This window comes from Parabacteroides sp. PF5-6, assembly GCF_029504695.1.
Lineage (GTDB): Bacteria > Bacteroidota > Bacteroidia > Bacteroidales > Tannerellaceae > QVMG01.
This window is the reverse complement of record NZ_JAQFIN010000001.1, coordinates 46,417-68,052: the sequence shown is the minus strand read 5'-3', so window position 1 is coordinate 68,052 and position 21,636 is coordinate 46,417. Positions and strand designations below refer to the sequence as shown.

Genomic DNA, 21,636 nt, shown 5'->3' with positions numbered 1-21,636 from the left:
ATTAATTGTATGAGAGTATTGATCTCCTATTTTTGTTTCGCTTGGCTGCTTTTGATAGGATTAGTGGCTTGTGCGCCGAAAGAGAAAACAGTTGTTCAAGAAGTCGTGACTATCGATGCCAGTCGGGAGTATCCGGAAAAGAAGATGTTGCTGCAGGATATGGCCGAGGTGGACTATATCCGGCTGGAGACATCCGATGAGATGTTGTGGAAAGGCGGCGTAAAAGCGTTTACCGACAACTATATCCTGAACCAGAATCTCAGCACCGGAGATATTTTGTTATTCGACAAAACAGGGAAAATAATCCGGAAAATCAACCACCAGGGAGGTAGCGGAGAAGAATATTCGCCGTATAGCAGTGCATTGTTCGATGAAGAAAACGAAGAGCTCTATGTGAATGACACCGACAAGCGCAAGATCTTTGTGTACGACCTGGAGGGAAACTTCAAAAGGGTTTTGGACTTTGTGCCGGATAAGTATTACTACTACAGTAGCCTGCACCTCTTTGATGCGAAGCATCTGATCGTTTATAACGACGCGCAGGAAGATGAAGAGGACAACAGCTACCTGATCCTATCGAAACAGACCGGTGAGATCGAGAAAGAGATTATCATCCCACCGACCAGCCGGAAATTGTTTTTGCGTCACACCCTGCAGAGCGGAGGAGAAACGATGACGATTGTATTTATGAATTATCCGCTGGCGGCTGCCCATCCGAAACTGATCCTGACGGAGATTTCCAACGATACGATCTTCTCCCTGAACCAGGCGATGGAATTGAAACCGATTATCGTTCAAAAGCCTTCACGTTCCACGATGGAACACGAGACTTTCCTGTTTTATACAATGGAGAGCAACAACTATATCTTCCTTTCGGCTACAGCAAAGAAATTCATAGGCGAAGGTTATAATACCAAAGCAATCGCCTATAATCTGATCTATGACAAAAAAGAAGCAGCCTGTTATCAGCAGGACGTCCGAAACGGGGATTTCACTCCGGAGAAGAAAGTCTATATTCCGCCCGTAATGCCCCAGCTTTCGCTTTCCAATAAAAATGTATTCCTGCAAATCCTGAACGCCGGCGACCTGGTGGAAGCCTACGAGAACAATCAGTTAACAGGCCGGTTGAAAGAGATCGCCAAAGAGCTCGATGAAGAGGATAATCCGGTGATTTTGGTGGCAAGGTTTAAGTAATGGATAATGAATAATTGATAATGGATATGAAGAATTTGATTTCATTTTTATGCGTCGCAGGAGTACTTTTGGCAGGGCTACCGGCTTGTGCGCCGAAAGAGAAAACAGTTGTTCAAGAAGTGGTGACGGTCGATGTCAGTCGGGAATATCCGGAAAAGAAGATGTTGCTTCAGGATGTTGCCGAGGTGGACTATATCCGGTTGGAGACATCCGACGAGATGTTGTGGCAGGGATGGTCGGTGACGGCATTCACCGACCGGTATATTCTGAATCAAAATCATTCAACCGGTGATATCTTGTTCTTCGACCGCACGGGTAAAGCGCTACGGAAGGTCAACCGTCAGGGAGGCAGCGGAGAAGAATATTCTCCTTATAGCGATTTCCTGTTCGACGAAGACGGGCAAGAGCTCTACTTTAGCGATCGAAATAAGAAGAAGGTCTTTGTGTACGACCTGGAGGGTAACTTCAAAAGAGCTTTGGACTATGCACCGGATAAGCGGTATACGGATCTAAAGGTTTGGGATGCCGAGCGGTTGATCGCTTACAACAATGTCTACGATGAGACGATTATCAATTCGTACCTGATCCTTTCCAAAGAAACCGGTGCGATTGAAGAGGAATTCTCCATCCCGCAAACCAAACAGAAACTCACTTCCCTACTTAGGGTGCAAGACGGCGACAATGTGATGGTCTATAGATTTATGACTTATCCGCTGCAGGCTGCCCATCCGAACTTTATCCTGACCGAAATATCCAATGACACCATCTTCTCCATGAACCGGGCGATGGAATTAACGCCTATAGCGATCCAGCAACCGTCGCGCGCGACAATGGATCCCGAAGTCTTCCTTTTCCAGGCGATGGATAGTCGGGAGTATACATTCTATTATACCATTGAGAAGAAAGTGACCGGCGAAGGTATGCGTGCAAAAATGGAGGACCGCATACTGCTCTACGACAAAAAAGAAGGTAAGCTCTACCGACAGAATTTCCAAAACGACGACTTCCATACGGAAAAGTTGACTCCCATCCTGCCCGAGCGCACACAGCTTTCGCTAAACAACCAAAATGTTTGCCTGAAAGTATTACAAGCCGCCGACCTGGTCGAAGCCTACGAGAACAACCACTTAACAGGCCGCTTGAAAGAGATCGCCAAAGAGCTCGACGAAGAGGATAATCCGGTTATTCTGGTGGCACGGTTTCGGTAATGATTAATTATTAATGGTTAATTATTAATTATAAGATGAAGACGCATTACTTGTTATTTCTTTACTGTTCTTTCCTGATCCTTTGCGGATGTTCAACAAAGAAGGGAGAGACTGTTCCGGAGATACTGATTTTTGACCTCACTCAGAAGTATCCGGTCAAAGAAATCTACTTACAAGACATTGCCGAAGTCAGCTATATTCCATTAGAAACGCGAGATGATATGTTATGGAAAGGACCGGTAAGTGGTTTGGGGGAAGATCTGATCCTGAATGTCGAAGCCATGAAAGGAGACATCTTACTTTTTGATGGCCGGGGGAAAGCCATCCGACATATCAAACGCCAGGGAGGAAGTGCCGAAGAGTATTCCGGCATTATATCCGTCGTTTGCGATGAACAGCAAAAAGAACTCTTTGTCAAGAGCAATAGTATGAAAAAGATATTGGTCTATGACCTGGAAGGAAATTACAAAAGAACTTTAGCGTTCATCCCGGAGAGAATATACAGAAGCTTCGCAATCCTCGATGCGAATCACCTGATTGCATTCAGCAAAGAACATGAAGCGGGATTGAATAACAACTTCTTTATCCTTTCTAAAGAAGACGGTAGACTCGTCAAAGCCCTCACCATACCTGCCGAAAAGGAAATACCTGAAATCCTTATGCAAACAGATGCAAACAACAACACATCAATTGCTACTATTGCTTCGTATCCGATCACGCCGACTTCCAATGGCTTATTTGTACAAGATTTATCGAGTGACACGATTTTTTCATTTGATCCCGCAACCCTTTCTTTACACCCGGCGATTGTACGTACCCCAAGTATCCATGTTATGGAGTCGGAGATATTCCTTTATACGCTGATTGACTCTCCCGGTTATACTTATTTCATGACAATGGAAAGGGCAAACCACAACACTCAACATTCGGGATACCCCCGTAAGTATTATATACACGACAAGAAGAAAGGAGAAATCTACGAAGCACTAATCGCAAACAAAGACCATCCCGCATCTGGCCATTCTTTGATCCTTTCCGGACAAAGAAGTAAAATGTCACCCGGCACGAATGGCATTGGTTTCAAAACCCTTGACCCGATGGAACTTTTGGATGCCTACGAGAGCAACCAGCTGCAAGGCCGCTTGAAAGAGATCGCCAAAGAGCTCGATGAAGAGGACAATCCGGTGATTATGGTCGCAAAGTTTAGATAATGATTAATTATTAATGGTTAATTATTAATTGTATGATAAAGACGTATCAGCTTTTATTTATTTCCGGCCTGTTCCTGATCCTTTGCGGATGTAAAGGGGAGAAGAATAAGGTGTTCGATGAAAACAGTGAAACACCTACGACCCTGCATCTGGGAACGATTGTGAAAGAGACGGGGGAAGAGTTTCTGTCGACAATCACTTCGGAGATTGAATATGTGGCATTGGAGACGACCGATGAAGCATTGGTCGGCAATATCTCCCGGATCGCCCGGTTGAAGAACGGAAATTTGGTGATCGGAAGCAATCAACAGCTCCTGTTGTTCGGTCCGACCGGAAAGTTCCTGCGACCGGTCTCCCGGAAAGGGAATGCGCCGATGGAGTACAACCGGGTAGGTTCCGTAGTGGCCGATCCGCAGACCGGGGGTTTCTTCCTGTTGTCGACCAATAAGATCCTTGAATTTGATGCGCAAGGCAACTATGTCAATCATTTCCCAACGACAGACCGCCTGATGGAGATGGCTATCAGCCCGGAAGGGGAACTGATCGCGCACCAGTTGAGCATCCCGAAAGACCCGAGAGAGACCGAGCCGACCTGGTTCCTCCACCGCTACGACAGACAAGGCAATGAAATCAGGCGCTACGAGAACCTTACGCCACGCATGAGCGGAGAGAATATCGTGTCGATCACCACCCCCATACGCCCACTCTACCGCTACAAAGGCAATGTGCGCTTCAATGAGTTTGGTAACGATACGGTCTTCACAATTGAAACGCAAGGGCTCAAGCCGTATATCATCCTCGACCTGGGCGAGATGCGGATGTCGGGATCACCCGAGGGAACAATCAACGAGCGCGATGCCGTCTTAAGCCAGATCAACGGGCAACTCTTCCTGACCGATATGCAGGAAGACGAACATTTCTTCTACATGATACTCAGTTGGGGATTCAGTATGAAAAGCCTCTTCGCGGTCTACAACAAAGAGACGGGCAAGGCCACCAGCTTTGGCGATGGCGGATACATCACCACCGACAAAGGCCTGACCAACGATATCGACGGAGGCCTGCCTTTCTTCCCCACCAGGATCCAGGCCGATGGTTGCCGTTTCCAATGGAAGACCGTCGAGGCCTTCAAAGAGGCTTTTGCCGAGAAAGATGTTGAAATCAATAAAAAGAAATACGGCGCCCACTTCGAGAAAGCCTACCGCCTGGCGCAGTCGCTCGACGAAGACGACAATCCGGTGGTGATCATCGTACGTTAAGATAAAAATTTTCGTATCTTAGCCCTTTCAAAACAAAGTGTTTGTTATGAGGGAACTCACGCGATTCGTTTATTTATTCTTATGCTGCTGTATAGGTCAGGTGAGTCTGGCTGATGCGCAGACGTTTACCTCCGAAAAGCGTATCGACGATCTGTTATCCAAGGCGGAAGAGATGCTGAAAGCCGATCCTTCACGCGCCATTTACTACGCGAACTCGGCCATGACCGAAGCTCAGAAGATCGAAGACAAGAGCTACCTGGCCATGGTGCTCGCCACCCTGGGCGAAGCGTACATGAACCAGGGGGATTTCGATATGGGGTTTGAGGCGTTGACCAACGCTATGGAAGCCTGTCCGCCCGACAATCTCTTTCTGCAGGCGTATATCGATGTGCGTTTGTCTAATTCGTACATCAAACTGAGGGACCTGACCCAGGCGTTTACCTATGTCGACAAGGCGCTGCAACTCTATCAGGAACTAAACGACTCCGTGAACCTGGCGCGCAGCTACAACTCCAAAGGATTGGTCTATATCCAGGTGCCCGACAACGAGAAAGCCGAAGAATGTTTCAAGACCGCCTTGGAAATCAATCGCAAGATCGGTAATATCCAGGCCATTGCTTCCAACCTGAATAATCTTTGCCTCTACGAAGGGGATACGCAAGAGAAGATCGGTCTGTTGTATGAAGCGATCGCCATCAACGACTCACTGGGCACCGTCTGGTCGCTGGGTGAGAACTACAACAACCTGGGCACCCAGTATTTCTATGCCAAAGCTTACGACCGGGCTTTGGGCGCACTCGACACTGCTATTCATTATGCCCGGCAGATCAATGCCAAGGAGTTGATTTCCGACAACTACCGCTATTCTTCCTGGGTATATGCCGCGCAAAACAATTACAAAGAGGCCTATCAACACCTGCTCGATCTCTACAATACGGAGCATGAGCTATTGACCTTGAACGAGATGCGGCAGATCGAATTGAACGTCATCCAGAAACGCCTGCGCGCCAAGGAACAGGAGATGATCGTGCAGGAGCAAAAGTTCGAGATCCGGAGCCTGCGCTTATCTATCTTCATTGCCCTATTGATCGCGATCGCGCTGGTGTTGGCACTCTCCTACGCCATCTACCACAACCGCCATCAGAAAAAACTCGAAAGGCTCGAAGCAGCCAAAAAATTGGACAGCCAGGAGAGAGAACTGATCACCCTCAAACTGCAACAGGCCGAGATCGAAGCCAACGCCACGCAGAAAGAGTTGGCATACAGCCGGCATGAACTGACGAACTTCGCTTTCTTCGTGCGCAGCCGAAACGATATGTTGGCACATATCCAGGCGATGATCAAAGAAGGATACAGATTGTCCGGAAGTGAAGCCGACCGGCACCTGCGCAGTATCAATGCCTATATCTCCCAGTTCAATGCAAAGAATACGGAGACGGAGTTGTTGATCGATCAGATCAATGCGGCGTTTATCGATAAATTGTCCCAGCTCCACCCCGACCTGTCGAAGAATGAACAGCGGCTGGCCTCCCTCCTGCGGATCGGACTATCAACGAAAGAGATCGCCTCCGTCATCGACTCCACCCCCAAGACCGTCAACATGGCCCGCTACCGGCTGCGCAAGCACCTCAACCTCGAAAGCGACGAGAGCCTGACGGAGTATATGAAGAATATTTGAGGAGGGGGGCTCAGGAGGGGGGCTATTTAAGAACTCATAGGAACTCATAAGAATTCATAAGAACTCATAGGAATTCCCAGGCCTTCTTACTTTCTTATGAGTTCTTATGAGTTCTTATGAGCTCCTATGAGTTCTTATGAGCTCTTATGAGTTCTTATGAATTCTTATGAGTTCCTATGAGTTCCTATGAGTTCCTATTCCCCTTTTGTAGATCGCCCTCTCCCCCTATCCCCCTGACAACCAATCCCAATCCTTTCCCTTTGTAGATATAATTCCCCTCATTTTCCCTCTTTTGTAGATCATTCTTAGACCCAAAATTCCTCCTCCGAGCCGGGCAATCCCCTATCCTTGCAGAAAAGTTTTTTAGTTTATAAATCTAATTTACAAAACGTCATGGGAATATCACAAAGACTAAGCCGGTCGTGGGCCGGTTCTTTCCTGAGGATAGCCACAGTTGGGGTTCTCCTTTCCTTTTTGCCCGTATTGGGTTTTGCTCAAAACGTACTATTAAAAGGGATTGTCTACGATGACTTAGACATGCCCGCCATGGGTGTAAACATTGTAAAGAAAGGCACGGTCGAAGGAACAGTGACTAATCTGGACGGTGAATTCGAACTCTCGGTCAAACGGGGAGACATCCTGGTCTTCTCCTATATCGGTTTCATGACGCAGGAAGTGGCTTACACCGGTCAGCCCCGCCTGGAGATCAAGCTCAAAGAAGATGCCGAACGATTGGATGAAGTGGTGGTGATCGGTTACGGCACGATGAAAAAGAGTGACCTCACCGGCGCAATCTCTTCGGTGAATGTCGATGAACTGGCCAGCCGCGCGACAACCAATCCGGCGGAAGCGCTGCAAGGGAAAGTTGCCGGGGTGAATATCCGGAAGTCCGGAGGGAATGCCGGAGCCGGCGTATCGGTGAAGATCCGTGGGGTGAAGTCGTTTGGCGACAACGAACCGCTTTATATCATCGACGGCTTCCCGGGAAACATCAATAACATCAATCCGCAGGATATCGCTTCGATGGAGGTACTGAAAGACGGTGCCGCCGCTGCGATCTACGGATCGACCGCCGCCAACGGGGTGATTATCGTGACCACCAAGAACGGCAAAAAGGGAGAATTGAAGATCGACCTGAACGCTTACCTCAACTCCACCCAGATCGCCAAGAAACTGGAACTGCTCAATGCCAAAGGCTATGTACAGGTGCACAAACAAATGTACGAAAACTACAACGCCGACGCTTCCAAGCCGGTTGAATTGCCCGGTTACATCACCAATCCCGGCAATGTCGATACCGACTGGCAGGACGAAGTGTTCCGTAACGGACTTTCACAGAACTATATGCTGAGCGTACGGGGTGGCAACGACAATGCACGCTACTCGGTGTCCTACAACCATGCCGACGATAAAGGGATCCTCCTGGGCAACCAGTTCAAAATGGAGAATGCCCGCATGAAGCTGGCGGTGACCAAAGGCATCTTCGATATCGATGCGAACGTCGGTTTCCGCATGACCAAGAGCAACCAGCCGCAATACTCTTTGAAAGAGGTATATATGATCTCTCCGTTGGTGCCGGTCTTCGACGACACTAAAGAATACGGCTACGGTCTGACCGACAGTAACGGCTTGCCCAGCAACCGGAACGTATTGGCCGATAACCACTACCGCAAGGCGGTGACGCACAACTACCATACGACGGCAAACGCCTCGGTAACCGCCAACTTCACGGACTGGCTGAACTTCCGTACCTCCTATTCTTACCGAGGTAGCCATAGCCGGTACGAATACCATACGCCTCCCTACATCGCCGACATCAAAGCCAAGACAGAGTATCCGTATCATAGCGAAGAAACGTCGTACTGGCAAGAGCAGGTGATCGACAATATCCTGACATTCAATAAATCTTTCGGCGATCATTCACTGAATGTGATGGCCGGTAACTCGGTTACCTTGCAGGATTACAACTGGAACAGTGTGGCAGTGGAAGGAAAAACCATCGTCTATGAAGTGAAAGACGGACAATTGGTTACTTCCGAAAAGAACGCCGGCTTCCTTGATCCGAACTTCGGCACGATCAACGCCGGCAAGGGAGGAACCTATACCGGTGGCGGCAGCCTCTACGACTATCGCCGCGTCTCTTTCTTCGGCCGTCTGAACTATGCGTATGCCGGTAAATATATGCTGCAAGCCACTTTCCGCCAGGACGGTTCGTCCAAGTTCGGTAAAGACAGCCGCTGGGGTTTCTTCCCTTCCGTGGCGTTGGGCTGGCGTATCTCCGAGGAAGAATTCTTCCCGAAAGACGGCTTATTCAACAACTTGAAACTGCGCGCAAGCTGGGGGCAACTGGGTAACGAGCAGGCACTGGGTTATTATGACTTCCAGGCGTTGATCTCAACCTACAACAACCTCTACGGCGGTTCGGTACAAGGAAGCGGTTCCACCCCATGGCCGGGCAGCATCGCGATGGGCTTAGCCAACCGGAACCTGCAGTGGGAAACGACCGATACGAAGAACATCGGGTTCGACTACGGCTTATTGAACGGTAAACTCTTCGGTTCGTTCAACTATTACTATAATAAGACATCCGATATGTTGATCACCAAAAAGCTGGCGCCTTCGGTAGGGCTCTGGAACCCGGTGATGAACGTGGGTGAGATACGGAATACCGGTATCGAACTGGAAGTGAACTGGAACGACCGCGCCGGCGATTTCGACTACAGTATCGGCTTCAACCTGACGACCACCAGCAACGAAGTATTGGAACTCTCCGATCCCAAGCAGGCACTCTACGGAGAAGGCTTGAAATGGGGAACCGAACACTTCCCGACGCAGACACGCGTAGGCCAGCCGATCGCAAGCTACTATGTCTACCGTACCGACGGCATCTTCCAGACCCAGGATGAAGTATCCGCCCATAAGAACGCGGATGGCAGACTGTTGCAACCGAATGCCCGCCCGGGAGATATCCGTTTCAAGGATGTGAATGGCGACGGTGTGATCGATGAAGACGATAAAGAGAACTGTGGCGCGGCTATCCCGAAGGTGGAAGCCAACCTGACGCTCGGTGCATCATACAAAGGTTTTGATATCTCTGTCCTCTTGGGCGGCGGTTGGGGAGGTAAACTCTACAATGCCAACCGTTATTTCTATGAAGGCATGAGCTCGGGCTCGAACTTCCTGGATACGGCCTTGGATGCCTGGACTCCGCAGAACACCAACACCGATGTGCCGCGTGCCGTCCTGCAGGATATCAACGGGAACACCCGTGAATCGGATCGTTTCGTGGAAAAAGGAGATTATATCCGCCTGCGCCAGTTGCAGCTTGGTTATTCTTTACCCAGCAGCCTGACGAAGAGTATGCGCCTGGATCGCCTGCGTTTCTATGTCAGTGGGGAAAACCTGTTCACGATCACCTCGTATTCCGGTATCGATCCGGAGTTCTCACGCGCATCCGTCCTGAATGCCGGGATCGACACCCATATCTATCCGTTTACCCGCTCGTACGTATTCGGACTACAACTCACTTTCTAATCGTTCACCCTATAAATACTGAAAAGATATGAAACAATTCAAATATATCGCTTTGAGCCTCTTATTGGCTGGAGCCCTGACAAGTTGCGAAGATTTTCTGACGGTGAGTTCACCGGATGAACTGACCTCCGACTCTTTCTGGAGAGACCGTTCGGACGCGGAAGCCGCATTGGCATCTGCCTATTCCAAACTGGAAGCCTCGACTGATACGTGGGAATTCCCCGAAGTCTATTTCCCCGTGGAAGCCTACCGCGAAGATATCATCAAGCCGGGTGCTGATGCCTACAACTATCCCAACTGGATCGAACTGGCCAACTTCACCTATACCAACGGGAACTCCCAGTTCTCGGCCTACTGGCGCGATAATTACTACGGCATCAACTACAGCAACCAGGTGATCGAAAACGTGCCCCTGATTCCTGCCGGTAAGATATCCGAAGAAGACCGTACCACCTTCCAGAGCGAAGGCTATTTCCTGCGGGGATACTACCACATGAAGCTCTTATTGAACTGGGAAAGAATCGTGATCCGCGACAAATACATCACCTCGACGGACGAACTCGACAAAGCCCTGGCCAGCCGCTCGGAAGCCTGGGATTTTATCATCGACAACTTCACGAAAGCCACCCAACTGCCCGTTACCCGCAGCGCTGAAGCGACCGGGCGTGCCACCCGTGGCGCCGCGTATGCCTTCCTGGGCTGGGCACACCTGACCCGCGCCTACGAAGAAGCCGACAAGAAAGACGCCGAACTGAACGCGGCGCTCAATGCCCTCAACAATGTGACCGGATATTCATTGGTCAAAGAACTCCGTTCCCTGTTCGACGCCACGAATAAGAACTCTTCCGAAGGCATCTTCGAACTGCAACTGACGCTGGACACCTCCAACGGCGCACGCTACCGTACGCAGTTGCACCGCTTTATCGGTTGTGGTGAATTATGGGGCTGGGAAGAGATCCTGCCGACCGACCGCCTGGTGGAAGAATACAAAAAAGAAGGTAAGATCGCCACGACCGGACGCTACGACAGCCGCCTGTACGAGACCTTATTCATCCGCGATGAGTATTTCAACGATCCCGAAGCCGGACGGGTCTACGGTTATACCTACGACGATTGGTTCGACGGTGCCGACAAACCTGCTTTCCGCAAATACATGCCGGCCGACTTCGCAGGGATGAACAACAACTACTTCGGTCCGAACATCGTATTGATGCGTTATGCCAATGTCTTGTTGATGAAAGCGGAAGTCCTGAACGAACTCGGACGCCCGGCCGAAGCTATTCCGTTGATCAACGAAGTACGCGCCCGTGCCGATATGCCGGCGATGACCGGAACCGCACAGGCCGAAGTGCGCGCCCAGATCGAACACGAACGCATGATCGAATTCCCGTTGGAGAATATGCGTTTCTACGACCTGCGCCGCTGGGGTAAGGTGAAAGAAGCATTGAATGCCGTCGGACGTACCGGCTTCGATCCGGCGAAAAACAACTTCTACCCCATACCTATCCAGGAAGTGAATACGAATAATGCGATCGATTAAGTAGTATTTGACACGCCATGCGGTTGAATGATTAATAATTACCGGGAATATTCTATCTTTGGCAGCTGTGAGACTTACAGTTGGCAGCTGTCAACGATAGAATAGTTCCATATATCATCTGAGTAAAACGAATTAAAACACCTAAAACATGAGACAACTTATCCTTGCCGCATCCCTCCTGATCCTGTCTGCCTCTGCGTTCGCGCAAAACAAAGAATGGGAAAACGAACGGGTCAACCAGATCAATCGCGAACCGATGCATGCCCACTTCGTACCCTATGCTTCGGAGAAAGCCGCGCTGCGCAAAGATCTTTCGCAGGAAAGGCGCCATTCTCTGAACGGCACCTGGAAATTTCAGTTTTCTAAAAACCCAGAGGCACGGCCGGCTTCGTTTTACGAGGTGAATTACAATGTATCCACCTGGGCAGATATCCAGGTTCCCGGCAGTTGGGAACTGCAGGGCTTCGACGCGCCGATCTATACGGACACGCGTTATCCTTTCCCACCCGAACCGCCCCATGTACCGAAAGATTATAATCCTGTCGGTTCGTATGTGACCACCTTTACCGTACCGGAAAACATGAAAGAGATGGATCTCTTCTTGCATTTCGGCGGAGTGGAATCAGCTTTCTATTGCTGGATCAACGGCGAACAGGTCGGATACAGCGAAGACAGCCGCCTGCCGGCAGAGTTCCGGATCGGGAAATACCTCAAACCGGGTGAGAACCGCCTGGCTGTCGAGGTCTACCGTTACAGCGACGGGTCGTATCTCGAAGCGCAGGACTACTGGCGGTATAGCGGGATCGAACGTAACGTTTGGCTGATCGCCCGCCCGCAAACCCATATCAAAGACTTTGAAGTCATAGCCGACCTCTGCGAAGACTACCGCAACGGTCTGTTGGACCTCTCTTTCACACTCGACAACCGTCAGAACCTTAAAGGCACTTCCGTCCAGATAAAGATCATGGACGGTGAAAAAGAATTAATCTCCTCCCGACTAAATGCTACATCAAACAAAGACACCCTTTTACGTTTCCATAAAGAATTTCCGGATGTCAAGACCTGGACAGCCGAAACGCCCCACCTGTACACCTTGGTGGTGAATACCCTGAATCGCAGTGGAAAAGTAACCGAATCATTCGTGCACCGCTTCGGATTCCGCAAAGTAGAGATCCGCAACGGTATGTTATTGGTCAACGGCACACCGATCCTGATCAAAGGTGTGAACCGGCACGAACACGATCAACACAACGGACGCACGGTCACTACCGAGGGTATGATCGAAGATATTCGCCTGATGAAACAGTTCAATATCAATGCCGTTCGTTGCTCGCATTACCCGAACTACGAAGAATGGTATGAGCTCTGCGATGCCTATGGCATCTACCTGGTGGACGAAGCCAATATCGAATCGCACGGCATGACCGATCATCCGACCACCCGCACCCTGGCCAACTGGGACGGTTGGGAGATTCCCTATATGGAACGTATGCAACGCATGGTCGAGCGCGACAAGAACTTCACGTCGATCATCACCTGGAGCATGGGTAACGAATCGGGCTACGGCAAGCATTTCGAAACGATCTATCACTGGACCAAAGAACGTGACCCGCGCCGTCCGGTGCAATATGAAGGCGAACGTGGACGCGGCCTGTCGGACATCTACTGCCCGATGTACGCCCGTGTCTGGGCCTTGCGCCAATGGGTCAACCAGCGACAGCCCAAACCCCTGATCCTGTGCGAATATGCCCATGCGATGGGGAACAGCGTGGGTAACCTCAAAGATTATTGGGACCTGATCTATAAGTACGACAACCTGCAAGGAGGCTTTATCTGGGACTGGGTCGACCAGACCTTTGCCCGCCAGGACGAAAACGGACGCGACATCTGGGCGTACGGTGGCGATATGGGCTTTGTGGGTGTGGTGAACGACTCGAACTTCTGTGCCAACGGACTCGTTGCCGCCGACCGCAGCCTGCATCCGCACATCTGGGAGGTGAAGAAGGTATATCAATACCTGCACTTCGAAGCTGTGCCTTTCTCGCAGAACACCATCCGCATCACCAACCGGCACGACTTTATCCGTACCGATGCCTATACCTTCCACTGGATGATCAAATCCGAAGGAGAGGTATTGTACGAAGGCGATCTGCAGGTGCCCGCCTTGCTGCCGCACGCTTCGACCGAGGTGTTATTGCCCCTGCCCGCCCTGGCCGGCAAGTCGGAAACGGAATACTTCCTGCATCTGCAGGCACGCACGAAAGAGGAGCAGCCGCTCGTTCCCCAAGGCCATCTGGCTGCTTCGGAACAATGGCAATTGCCCGTAAAGGCAAGGACACTGATCGGACAACTGCCCGTCACCGCGAAAGTGAACCGCACGGAGACCGATCAGGAGATCCGGTTGGCAGCCGACCGGGTGGAACTGACCTTCTCCAAAATCAACGGGGAGATTACCAGCTACCGCGTGGCGGGAAAAGAATACCTGTTGGAAGGGCTGCGTCCGAACTTCTGGCGACCGATGACCGATAACGATGTGGCCAACAAGACCGGTGACCGGTGTCGCACGTGGAAGACCGCCGGTGACGACCTGCAACTGCAGGCACTGACCGTCAACGGCAAAGACAACGCGAGCCGGATGGAAGTGATCGCGCAATACGATATGCCCGAACAGGAATCAGCTTGCCGCGTGACCTATACCTTCGATGGCAATGGTGCGTTGGAGGTGGACTTCACCTTTACGCCCGGCAACAAACCGCTGCCGGAGATGCCTCGCCTGGGTATGCGCATGATCCTTCGGAGCGAATACGACCGGATGACCTGGTTCGGACGCGGACCGCACGAAAACTACTGGGACCGCCACACGAGCGCCGATATCGACCGCTACAGCGCCACCGTCTGGGAACAGTTCCATCCCTACGTCAGGGCTCAGGAGACGGGCAACAAGACCGATGTACGCTGGGTAACCCTGCAAAATGCGGAAGGCCAAGGCATAATGATCCGTACCACCTCCGAGCCGATGCACATCAGTGCCTGGAACTTCCCGATGCAGGATATTATGTATATCCCTTCGACCGTGAAGAATATCCACGGCGGCAGCATCACGAAGAAAGATATGGTCTGGCTCAATATCGACCACAAACAGATGGGAGTCGGTGGCGACAATACCTGGGGCGCGCAAACGCATCCTGAATATACGCTCACGCCGGTAAAGACAAACTATGGGTTTCGGATTTTGCCGGTGAGTGATAAGGAGCTTTAAGTCTTTTAGGGCTTTTAGGGCTTTTAGGTCTTTTAGGAGCTAAAAGGGATAAAAACAGAATAATCATGAAATACTTTTCTTTTTTCCTGGCCTGCCTGGCAGGCTGGGTATGCTTTGCTTGTGGGGTAGATTCCCGACAGGAAACCGGTCGCTTGGCGCATCAGTTCGGCAATGTATTGGATATCCATTATACGCCGACGTCCGGCAAACGATGCACCGGCTGGTTTACCGATGCCGGGGCGTGGTATGGATTCACCCCGCCGGCAGCCGACCGATGGATCAATGGCTTCTGCGGTCCTTATCACCTGGATATGAACCGGCGGCAGTGGATCTCGGATGCCCTGGTCCAGGTTTGTTTCGAAGACGAAGAGACCTCGACGGTGTATCAACCGGATACCGTGATCTACTATCCGGGCGAATTATACCTGGCGGCCTCGTCCGACAAAGGCAAGATCGAGCAGCAATTGATCTTTATCAATGCCTCGACAGCCCTGTTGACCTGCCGCTCCGATCGGAAAAGCCGGTTTCAGTTCTTTGGCGAGACACGGTTGGAAGGGATGCGGAGTGAGACCGTCAAGAACTCGTTCCTCTTGACCGATGCCAACGGCGAAGGCATCGCATTGACCTTCCCGCCCGAGACCGGCATCCTCTCGAACGGGAAAGGCTACCAAACGCTTTCGCCACAAACGGGCGAGACACATGTGGTGATCTCTTTCTTTACCGATCAGGCGTCGCAACGCACGGCTTTGCAAAAGGCAACCAACGTACTCGTTTCGACAGCAAGTTACAAAGAACGTACGGCCCGGCGCTGGGAAGAGTATTTGCAGAAATCGCTTCGCCCGGAGATGCCGCAGGAATATAACCGGCTGGCGGTGAAAGCGGTGATGACCCTGATCGCCAACTGGAAAAGCGCGCGCGGGGATCTCTTCCATGACGGCGTGGTGCCCAGCCATGCGGTGGGTTACTTTATGGGTTTCTGGGGCTGGGACTCGTGGAAGCATGCCGTCGCCTTGGCGCGTTTCGCTCCCGAGCTGGCAAAGGATCAGGTGCGTACGATGTTCGACTACCAAACGCCGGAAGGCATGATTATCGATTGTATCTATAGCGATGCTGCCGAGAATAACGACAGAGACAGCAAACCACCCCTGGCGGCCTGGGCGGTCGACGCGATCTATGAAACAACGCGTGATACGGCCTTCGTACGCGAGCTCTATCCCAAACTATTGGCGTATCATCGCTGGTGGTATGAATTTCGGGATCACGATGGTAACGGCATCTGTGAGTTCGGCTCGTGCGACGGTAGCCTCGAAGCGGCAGCTTGGGAGAGCGGTATGGACAATGCTATTCGTTTCGACCAAACCGTTATGGTGAAAAACAAACCCGGCGCCTGGAGCATGAACCAGGAGTCGGTCGATCTCAATAGCTTCCTGGCCCTTGAATACCGCCTGTTAAAGAAATTGGCAGCCATCGCCGGGCAGGCTTTCGACGCGCCTGACCGGACCGATCTGATCCGGGATTATTTCTTTGTGGAAGACCCCGGTTTTTATTTCGACAAACGCTTGGACGGCACATTGGTGCGGGAAGAAGGCACCGAAGCCTGCATCCCTTTGTGGGCGGAGCTGGCCAGCCGGGAGCAAGCGGCGGCCTGTCATAAACTCTTTACGGACACGACGAAGTTTGCCACCTACATTCCTTTCCCCACCATCGCAGCGGATAACCCGAAGTTCATGCCCGCCGGCTACTGGCGTGGCCCGATCTGGCTCGATCAGGTCTATTTCGGCATCTCCGGCTTACGCAAACAGGGATACACCGAGGAGGCCGACCACTTCACCCGCCAGGTCTTCGACCGCCTGCAAGGCCTCACCGGCACCGGCCCGATCCACGAGAACTACGCCACCCACAACGGCGCGCCCCTCAAAGCCCCCCACTTCAGCTGGAGCTCCGCGCATTTGTTGATGTTGTATTGGGAGTTAGGGGAGTAGAAGAAAATTTGAACCCCACCACCCCCCTTTTTTAAAACATTGCACTTTGGGCGGAAAAACATTGCGCTTTGGTTGAGCAAAGTGCAATGTTTTTTGGGGAAGGCCTACACATAAAAGTTTCACACCTCCTTTCACCTTTCACCCAGTCGCCAGATCCCTGTATTGATCAGCGTTTCGGGTGAAGGCTGGAGGCTCCCCAAAAAAGGCCGGCAGGGTTTTCCAAAAGGCTGCCGGCCTTTTCTAAAAGGCTGCCGGAGTTTTCCAAAAGGCTGCCGGCCTTTTTCGGGAAGGTCTGTCGTTTTTTAAGGTATGCCTTTACCTTTCACCCGAAACGCTGATCAATACGGGGATCTGGTGACCGGGTGAAAGGTGAAGACCGGACTAAAAACTTTTATGTGGTAAGGCTACCGGTACTTAAAACCCCTCCCCTATCTCTGGATCTTGATCCGGGTCCGGATTCAGGCAATAGTCCAATAAGCCCTGGCAGGCATCTTCCAAAAGGTCGAGCACCAGTTCGAAGCCCGACGCGCCACCATAATAGGGGTCGGGCACATGGTCGTAAGTCTTTTTTCGGGAGAAATCGGTCATCTTATGGATTTTCCGTACCGATTCCCACTCGGGCGCTTTGCGTTTGAGCGCGTCGATATTCTGATTGTCCATGCCGATGATCAGGTCGAAGTCGTAGAAATCATCCATTGTCACCGGGCGGGAGATGGAATCCAGGACGATGCCCCGGCGTTCGGCATGGGTACGCATACGCGCATCCGCCCGCTGCCCGGCATGGTGGCCGATCGTGCCCGCCGAATCGATCACGAAACGATCTTCCAACCCTTTATCTTTCACTAATTTCTTCATCACGGCCTCTGCCGACGGCGATCGACAGATATTTCCAAGGCAGACAAAAAGCAGCCTGATCTTTTCTTGCTTCATTCTTTCGTTTTTACTTTATTAGGTCCGTATCGAATACGTAGTTGGTATATTCTCTTTTACGTCCTTCCCATTTCCCCTCGACAATCAGCTGCGTCTTGGTGTTCTCACCGATAAAATACGCATGGAAAGAGGTTCTGATAATATGGGTAATAATCTTACGTGCCACGACTGTCTCGCATTTAGGACCTATAGACCATTCATACGCATGAAATCCACCGGTAAAAAGTTCTTCTTCTTTATTATTCTGGAACGACCATAGTTCATCCTCCCCCATATAAAGGATATTGTTTTTCAACAAAGCCGGAACCTGGATCTTCTGTTCCGGATCAAAAGCCAGAGTATAGGATTGCTCGTCTTCAAAACGAAAGACTGAAGCAAACGTATCTTCATCTTTAAAACCCACCTTGATTGTTCCGGAAGTTTCATTAACATAAGTCCCTCGCCTTACTCCCGGTAGTTCTTCCACCGAAAGGCCATCCTGATCACTAAGGAAAAACTCCACTTTATCCAGGTGGTACGTATCATCCAAACGCGCTTGTTCTTCTAATTCCTCCCGGTCAATACCGCTATCGCAGGCGGCAAACGAAAATAAAACTGCCAGACAAATAAAAACTGTATACCTATTCATATCGCTTAATTATCTTGGTTAGACATCGTCCACAAAAGTAATAAATCAAACCGGATCCACATCGTAATGCAGAATCAATTGTTTGAATGTGGGGTATTGCCGTTGCATTTCTTTATGGGTTTGATCCAATAACTCCCGCACCGGACTGATGGAAGCAGAGGTCTCGATCTTCAAGAGGATCTGACGAATATACAAGGTTTGGATGCGGGTGATCACCGGCGTGACCGGACCCAGGACGCGATCGCCCAGGTGTTGTTCCAGTTTGCGGGCATAGACTTCGGACAACTCCCGCAACACCGTTTCATTGCGGCTGCGCAACACCATAACGATCAGGCGGTAATAAGGCGGATAGCGGAACATGCTGCGCTCGCTAAGCTGCAGGCTGACCATTCCTTTGTAATCGAGTTGCCCGACCATCTGAATCAACGGGTGCTCGGGCTGCGACGTTTGCAGGATCACCGTGCCCTGCTTATCGCGCCGTCCGGCACGGCCACTCACCTGCACCATCAGTTGAAACGCCCGCTCGTGTGCCCGGAAGTCCGGGAAGTTCATCAGGCTATCGGCATTGAGGATACCCACCACACTGACATTCTCGAAGTCCAGGCCTTTGGTCAGCATCTGTGTACCGATCAAAATATTCGTTTTCCCCTTTTCATAATCCGAAAGGATACGCTCGTAGGCCGAACGCGTGCGCGCCGTATCCATATCGAGCCGTTCCACCCGCGCCGAAGGGAAGAGGGCATTGATCTCCTCCTCCACCTTCTCCGTGCCAAAGCCCAACATCCGCAGTTCCTGCCCTTCGCAGGCGGGACACTGATACGGCACATACTGGGTATAGCCGCAATAATGGCAAACCAATTGATTCTTAAACTTATGGTAAGTCAGGCTCACATCACAATGTACACAATGCGGAATCCATCCGCAATGGCGGCATTCCATCACCGGAGCAAAGCCGCGGCGGTTCTGAAACAAGATCACCTGCTCGCCCCCATCCAATGCCTCTTGCATCTTCCGGATCAACAAGGGAGAGAACAACGTATCTTTCATGATCTTCTTGCGCTTCAGTTCTTTGACATCCACCGGAATAATCTCCGGCATCAGGCAGTTGCCATAGCGGGTCTTGAGCTCCACCAAGCCGTATTTGCCATTGGTGGCATTGAAATACGAATCGATCGACGGGGTAGCCGAGCCCAACAGGGTCTTCGCCCCATGCATATTCGCCAATACCGTAGCCGCCGAGCGGGCATGGTAGCGGGGTGACGGGTCTTGTTGTTTGTAACTCGTTTCATGTTCCTCGTCGACAATGACCAGGCCGAGGTTCTTAAAAGGAAGGAAAAGCGACGAACGCACGCCGAGCACCACCAGGGGTTCGCCTTCATGAAGCAGTTTGTTCCAGATCTCCACCCGCTCGTTGTCTGAGAACTTGGAGTGATAGACCACCAGTTTATCGCCAAACAGGCGTGCCAACCGCTCGGTGATCTGTGTCGTAATGGCAATCTCGGGAAGCATATACAATGCCTGGCGCCCCGAACGCAGGGCGTCGGCGATCATGCGCACATAGATCTCCGTCTTGCCGCTCGACGTAACGCCGTGCAACAGGCAAATATCTTTACTCTTAAACGCTTCGTGGATCTCATCGTACGCCTTTTCCTGCGCCTCGGTCAGGGGCGACAAAGGACGCAAGCGGGAGACGGGCACCTGCAAGCGCCCCACTTCTTTTTCATAGCTTTCCACGATACCACGCGACAAAAGTCCCGTCAGTACCGCCGGAGCCATCTGGCTATATTCCAATAATTCTTTTTTGGAGACTTCACGCGCCAACGCCGGATTGAGCGCATGGCTGAGTTCCAGGAAAGTCATCAGTAAGGTCTCCTGCTTTTTCGCCCGGCGGAGTTCGTCAAAGGCAGCGTGCAAGACCTTTTCGTCCTGATATTCCGGTGCCAACCGGATAAACGTTTGCATCTTGGGCACAAATCCTTTTTTGATCTCTTCATTGATCACCACCGCTCCCCGACTCATCAACGAAGTAACCACCGGCATCACATTGCGCAGGCCGGTCTTCCGTTCGATCTCCGACACGGTCAGGCGAACCGTTCCGGCGAAAGCGTCCAATACCGATTGTTCATTGGGGCGCAAGGGACCGTCGGCTTCAAACGCTTCGTTATAGGTTACCGCCGTTTCGCTCTCCAGTTTCAAGCCCGAAGGCAATGCCGCCTTATACACATCGCCCAAGGCACAGAGATAATAAGAAGCAATCCACCGCCAGAAACGCAGTTGCGGCCGCCGCAGGATCGGCGCGGCATCCAACAGGGCAAAGATCTCCTTGGTGGCATAGTCGGACTGCGGCGCACGCGTATGCACCTCCGCCACAATCGCCGTATAATACCGTTTCTTTCCGAAATGAACAATCACCCGGCACCCTACCGTCACCGCCTTCTCCATATCCGGCGGTATCCGATAAGTATAAGTCTCTTCCAACGGAAGGGGGAGAATTACCTCTGCATATGTCATCAGAAAAGTATCGCCGCCGTCACATACCAGCCGCGGTTCTTGCCGGATTCGTAGCCGTCGAATTCATAGTTGTTAGTGAAGCCGAAGCCATAGTTGACACCGACCTGCAGGTGGTTCAATAGCTCCGCTCCCGCACCGATATCCCAGCCGGAGCTGAAGGATTTGGCTTTGATCTGACCCGAAACACTACTATAAACATCAGAGATATTCCATAGTTTATCGCCACTGACCCGAAAGCCGAAATAAGGGCCGGTAGCCAGGTAGACCTTGACGATCGGCAAGCCGAACTTCCATTTCAGGTGGAGCGGCACATCGAGGTAATCCACTTTCATGGTCTCATTCTGATATTCCAATCCTCTTTGGGTATACAGGATAGCCGTCTCAAAGCCGACACCCAACAAAGGCACCGTAGCCTCGAGCATCGGACCGATATGAAAACCGGTGACATTATCCGGCTTGATTATATCTTCACTGAAATGAACCGTCGAAATATTCAAACCACCCTTCACCCCAAAACGCAACTGCGCCTGAGCCGGGGATACGGCAAAACATAAGATGCCGATAAAAACCAAACCTACAATCTTCTTCATAATCTCATCCTTTTTTAATAGTCATACAAATTAAGAGCATTTCTAAGAAATAAACAAATCCGAAGCCCGGTCTGTTCACGGATAAGAAGTATATTTGCCCTACTTGTAATTC

Annotated in this window: 13 protein-coding genes; 9 read left to right on the top strand and 4 right to left on the bottom strand. The window is 51.2% G+C overall.

The features are described from left to right. Window positions 1–9: 9 nt before the first annotated feature. The 9 genes from M2133_RS00240 to M2133_RS00200 all read left to right on the top strand — a co-directional run bounded on the left by M2133_RS00240 (window position 10) and on the right by M2133_RS00200 (window position 16,865). Complete coding sequence (locus tag M2133_RS00240) at window positions 10–1,194, top strand: 6-bladed beta-propeller (protein WP_277463934.1); 1,185 nt, start codon at window positions 10–12, stop codon at window positions 1,192–1,194. A 26-nt stretch (window positions 1,195–1,220) separates the two neighbouring features. After that, entirely contained in the window at window positions 1,221–2,402 is a 1,182-nt protein-coding gene (locus M2133_RS00235; RefSeq protein ID WP_277463933.1) for a 6-bladed beta-propeller, read from the top strand. A gap of 35 nt (window positions 2,403–2,437) precedes the next feature. Beyond that, window positions 2,438–3,613, top strand: coding sequence for a 6-bladed beta-propeller (locus M2133_RS00230; RefSeq protein ID WP_277463932.1), 1,176 nt, complete (start codon window positions 2,438–2,440; stop codon window positions 3,611–3,613). A gap of 32 nt (window positions 3,614–3,645) precedes the next feature. Continuing rightward, the gene (locus M2133_RS00225) at window positions 3,646–4,872 is read left to right on the top strand and encodes a 6-bladed beta-propeller (RefSeq protein WP_277463931.1); all 1,227 of its coding nucleotides are present in this window, start codon (window positions 3,646–3,648) and stop codon (window positions 4,870–4,872) included. Window positions 4,873–4,918: 46 nt separating this feature from the next. After that, window positions 4,919–6,550 (top strand): tetratricopeptide repeat protein, encoded by a 1,632-nt coding sequence (locus tag M2133_RS00220; RefSeq protein WP_277463930.1) that lies wholly within the window; start codon window positions 4,919–4,921, stop codon window positions 6,548–6,550. A 393-nt stretch (window positions 6,551–6,943) separates the two neighbouring features. Further along, window positions 6,944–10,084 (top strand): TonB-dependent receptor, encoded by a 3,141-nt coding sequence (locus M2133_RS00215; RefSeq protein ID WP_277463929.1) that lies wholly within the window; start codon window positions 6,944–6,946, stop codon window positions 10,082–10,084. A gap of 28 nt (window positions 10,085–10,112) precedes the next feature. After that, window positions 10,113–11,624 carry a RagB/SusD family nutrient uptake outer membrane protein gene (locus M2133_RS00210; RefSeq protein WP_277463928.1) on the top strand — a complete coding sequence of 504 codons (1,512 nt, stop codon included), beginning with the start codon at window positions 10,113–10,115 and terminating at the stop codon, window positions 11,622–11,624. A gap of 148 nt (window positions 11,625–11,772) precedes the next feature. Next, window positions 11,773–14,883 carry a glycoside hydrolase family 2 TIM barrel-domain containing protein gene (locus M2133_RS00205; protein WP_277463927.1) on the top strand — a complete coding sequence of 1,037 codons (3,111 nt, stop codon included), beginning with the start codon at window positions 11,773–11,775 and terminating at the stop codon, window positions 14,881–14,883. Window positions 14,884–14,948: 65 nt separating this feature from the next. After that, entirely contained in the window at window positions 14,949–16,865 is a 1,917-nt protein-coding gene (locus tag M2133_RS00200; protein ID WP_277463926.1) for a trehalase family glycosidase, read from the top strand. Window positions 16,866–17,279: 414 nt separating this feature from the next. Here M2133_RS00200 and M2133_RS00195 read toward each other — a convergent pair whose 3' ends face one another. The 4 genes from M2133_RS00195 to M2133_RS00180 are packed head-to-tail and all read right to left on the bottom strand — an operon-like array spanning window position 17,280 to window position 21,524. Next, a complete protein-coding gene (locus tag M2133_RS00195; RefSeq protein ID WP_277463925.1) occupies window positions 17,280–17,795 on the bottom strand; it encodes a low molecular weight protein-tyrosine-phosphatase in 516 nt (171 codons plus the stop codon). Between the two features lie 10 nt (window positions 17,796–17,805). After that, entirely contained in the window at window positions 17,806–18,423 is a 618-nt protein-coding gene (locus tag M2133_RS00190) for a hypothetical protein (RefSeq protein WP_277463924.1), read from the bottom strand. A gap of 45 nt (window positions 18,424–18,468) precedes the next feature. Then, the gene (gene priA, locus M2133_RS00185) at window positions 18,469–20,934 is read right to left on the bottom strand and encodes a primosomal protein N' (protein ID WP_277463923.1); all 2,466 of its coding nucleotides are present in this window, start codon (window positions 20,932–20,934) and stop codon (window positions 18,469–18,471) included. Continuing rightward, a complete protein-coding gene (locus M2133_RS00180; protein WP_277463922.1) occupies window positions 20,934–21,524 on the bottom strand; it encodes a porin family protein in 591 nt (196 codons plus the stop codon). The genes priA and M2133_RS00180 overlap by 1 nt, the downstream gene beginning before the upstream one ends. Window positions 21,525–21,636 lie beyond the last annotated feature (112 nt).

What these genes read in the sequence shown, in the direction of transcription:
- M2133_RS00240 (WP_277463934.1), top strand. Translation starts at nt 10, where the DNA reads ATGAGAGTATTGATCTCCTATTTTTGTTTCGCTTGGCTGCTTTTGATA.
- M2133_RS00235 (WP_277463933.1), top strand. Translation starts at nt 1,221, where the DNA reads ATGAAGAATTTGATTTCATTTTTATGCGTCGCAGGAGTACTTTTGGCA.
- M2133_RS00230 (WP_277463932.1), top strand. Translation starts at nt 2,438, where the DNA reads ATGAAGACGCATTACTTGTTATTTCTTTACTGTTCTTTCCTGATCCTT.
- M2133_RS00225 (WP_277463931.1), top strand. Translation starts at nt 3,646, where the DNA reads ATGATAAAGACGTATCAGCTTTTATTTATTTCCGGCCTGTTCCTGATC.
- M2133_RS00220 (WP_277463930.1), top strand. Translation starts at nt 4,919, where the DNA reads ATGAGGGAACTCACGCGATTCGTTTATTTATTCTTATGCTGCTGTATA.
- M2133_RS00215 (WP_277463929.1), top strand. Translation starts at nt 6,944, where the DNA reads ATGGGAATATCACAAAGACTAAGCCGGTCGTGGGCCGGTTCTTTCCTG.
- M2133_RS00210 (WP_277463928.1), top strand. Translation starts at nt 10,113, where the DNA reads ATGAAACAATTCAAATATATCGCTTTGAGCCTCTTATTGGCTGGAGCC.
- M2133_RS00205 (WP_277463927.1), top strand. Translation starts at nt 11,773, where the DNA reads ATGAGACAACTTATCCTTGCCGCATCCCTCCTGATCCTGTCTGCCTCT.
- M2133_RS00200 (WP_277463926.1), top strand. Translation starts at nt 14,949, where the DNA reads ATGAAATACTTTTCTTTTTTCCTGGCCTGCCTGGCAGGCTGGGTATGC.
- M2133_RS00195 (WP_277463925.1), bottom strand. Translation starts at nt 17,795, where the DNA reads ATGAAGCAAGAAAAGATCAGGCTGCTTTTTGTCTGCCTTGGAAATATC.
- M2133_RS00190 (WP_277463924.1), bottom strand. Translation starts at nt 18,423, where the DNA reads ATGAATAGGTATACAGTTTTTATTTGTCTGGCAGTTTTATTTTCGTTT.
- priA (WP_277463923.1), bottom strand. Translation starts at nt 20,934, where the DNA reads ATGACATATGCAGAGGTAATTCTCCCCCTTCCGTTGGAAGAGACTTAT.
- M2133_RS00180 (WP_277463922.1), bottom strand. Translation starts at nt 21,524, where the DNA reads ATGAAGAAGATTGTAGGTTTGGTTTTTATCGGCATCTTATGTTTTGCC.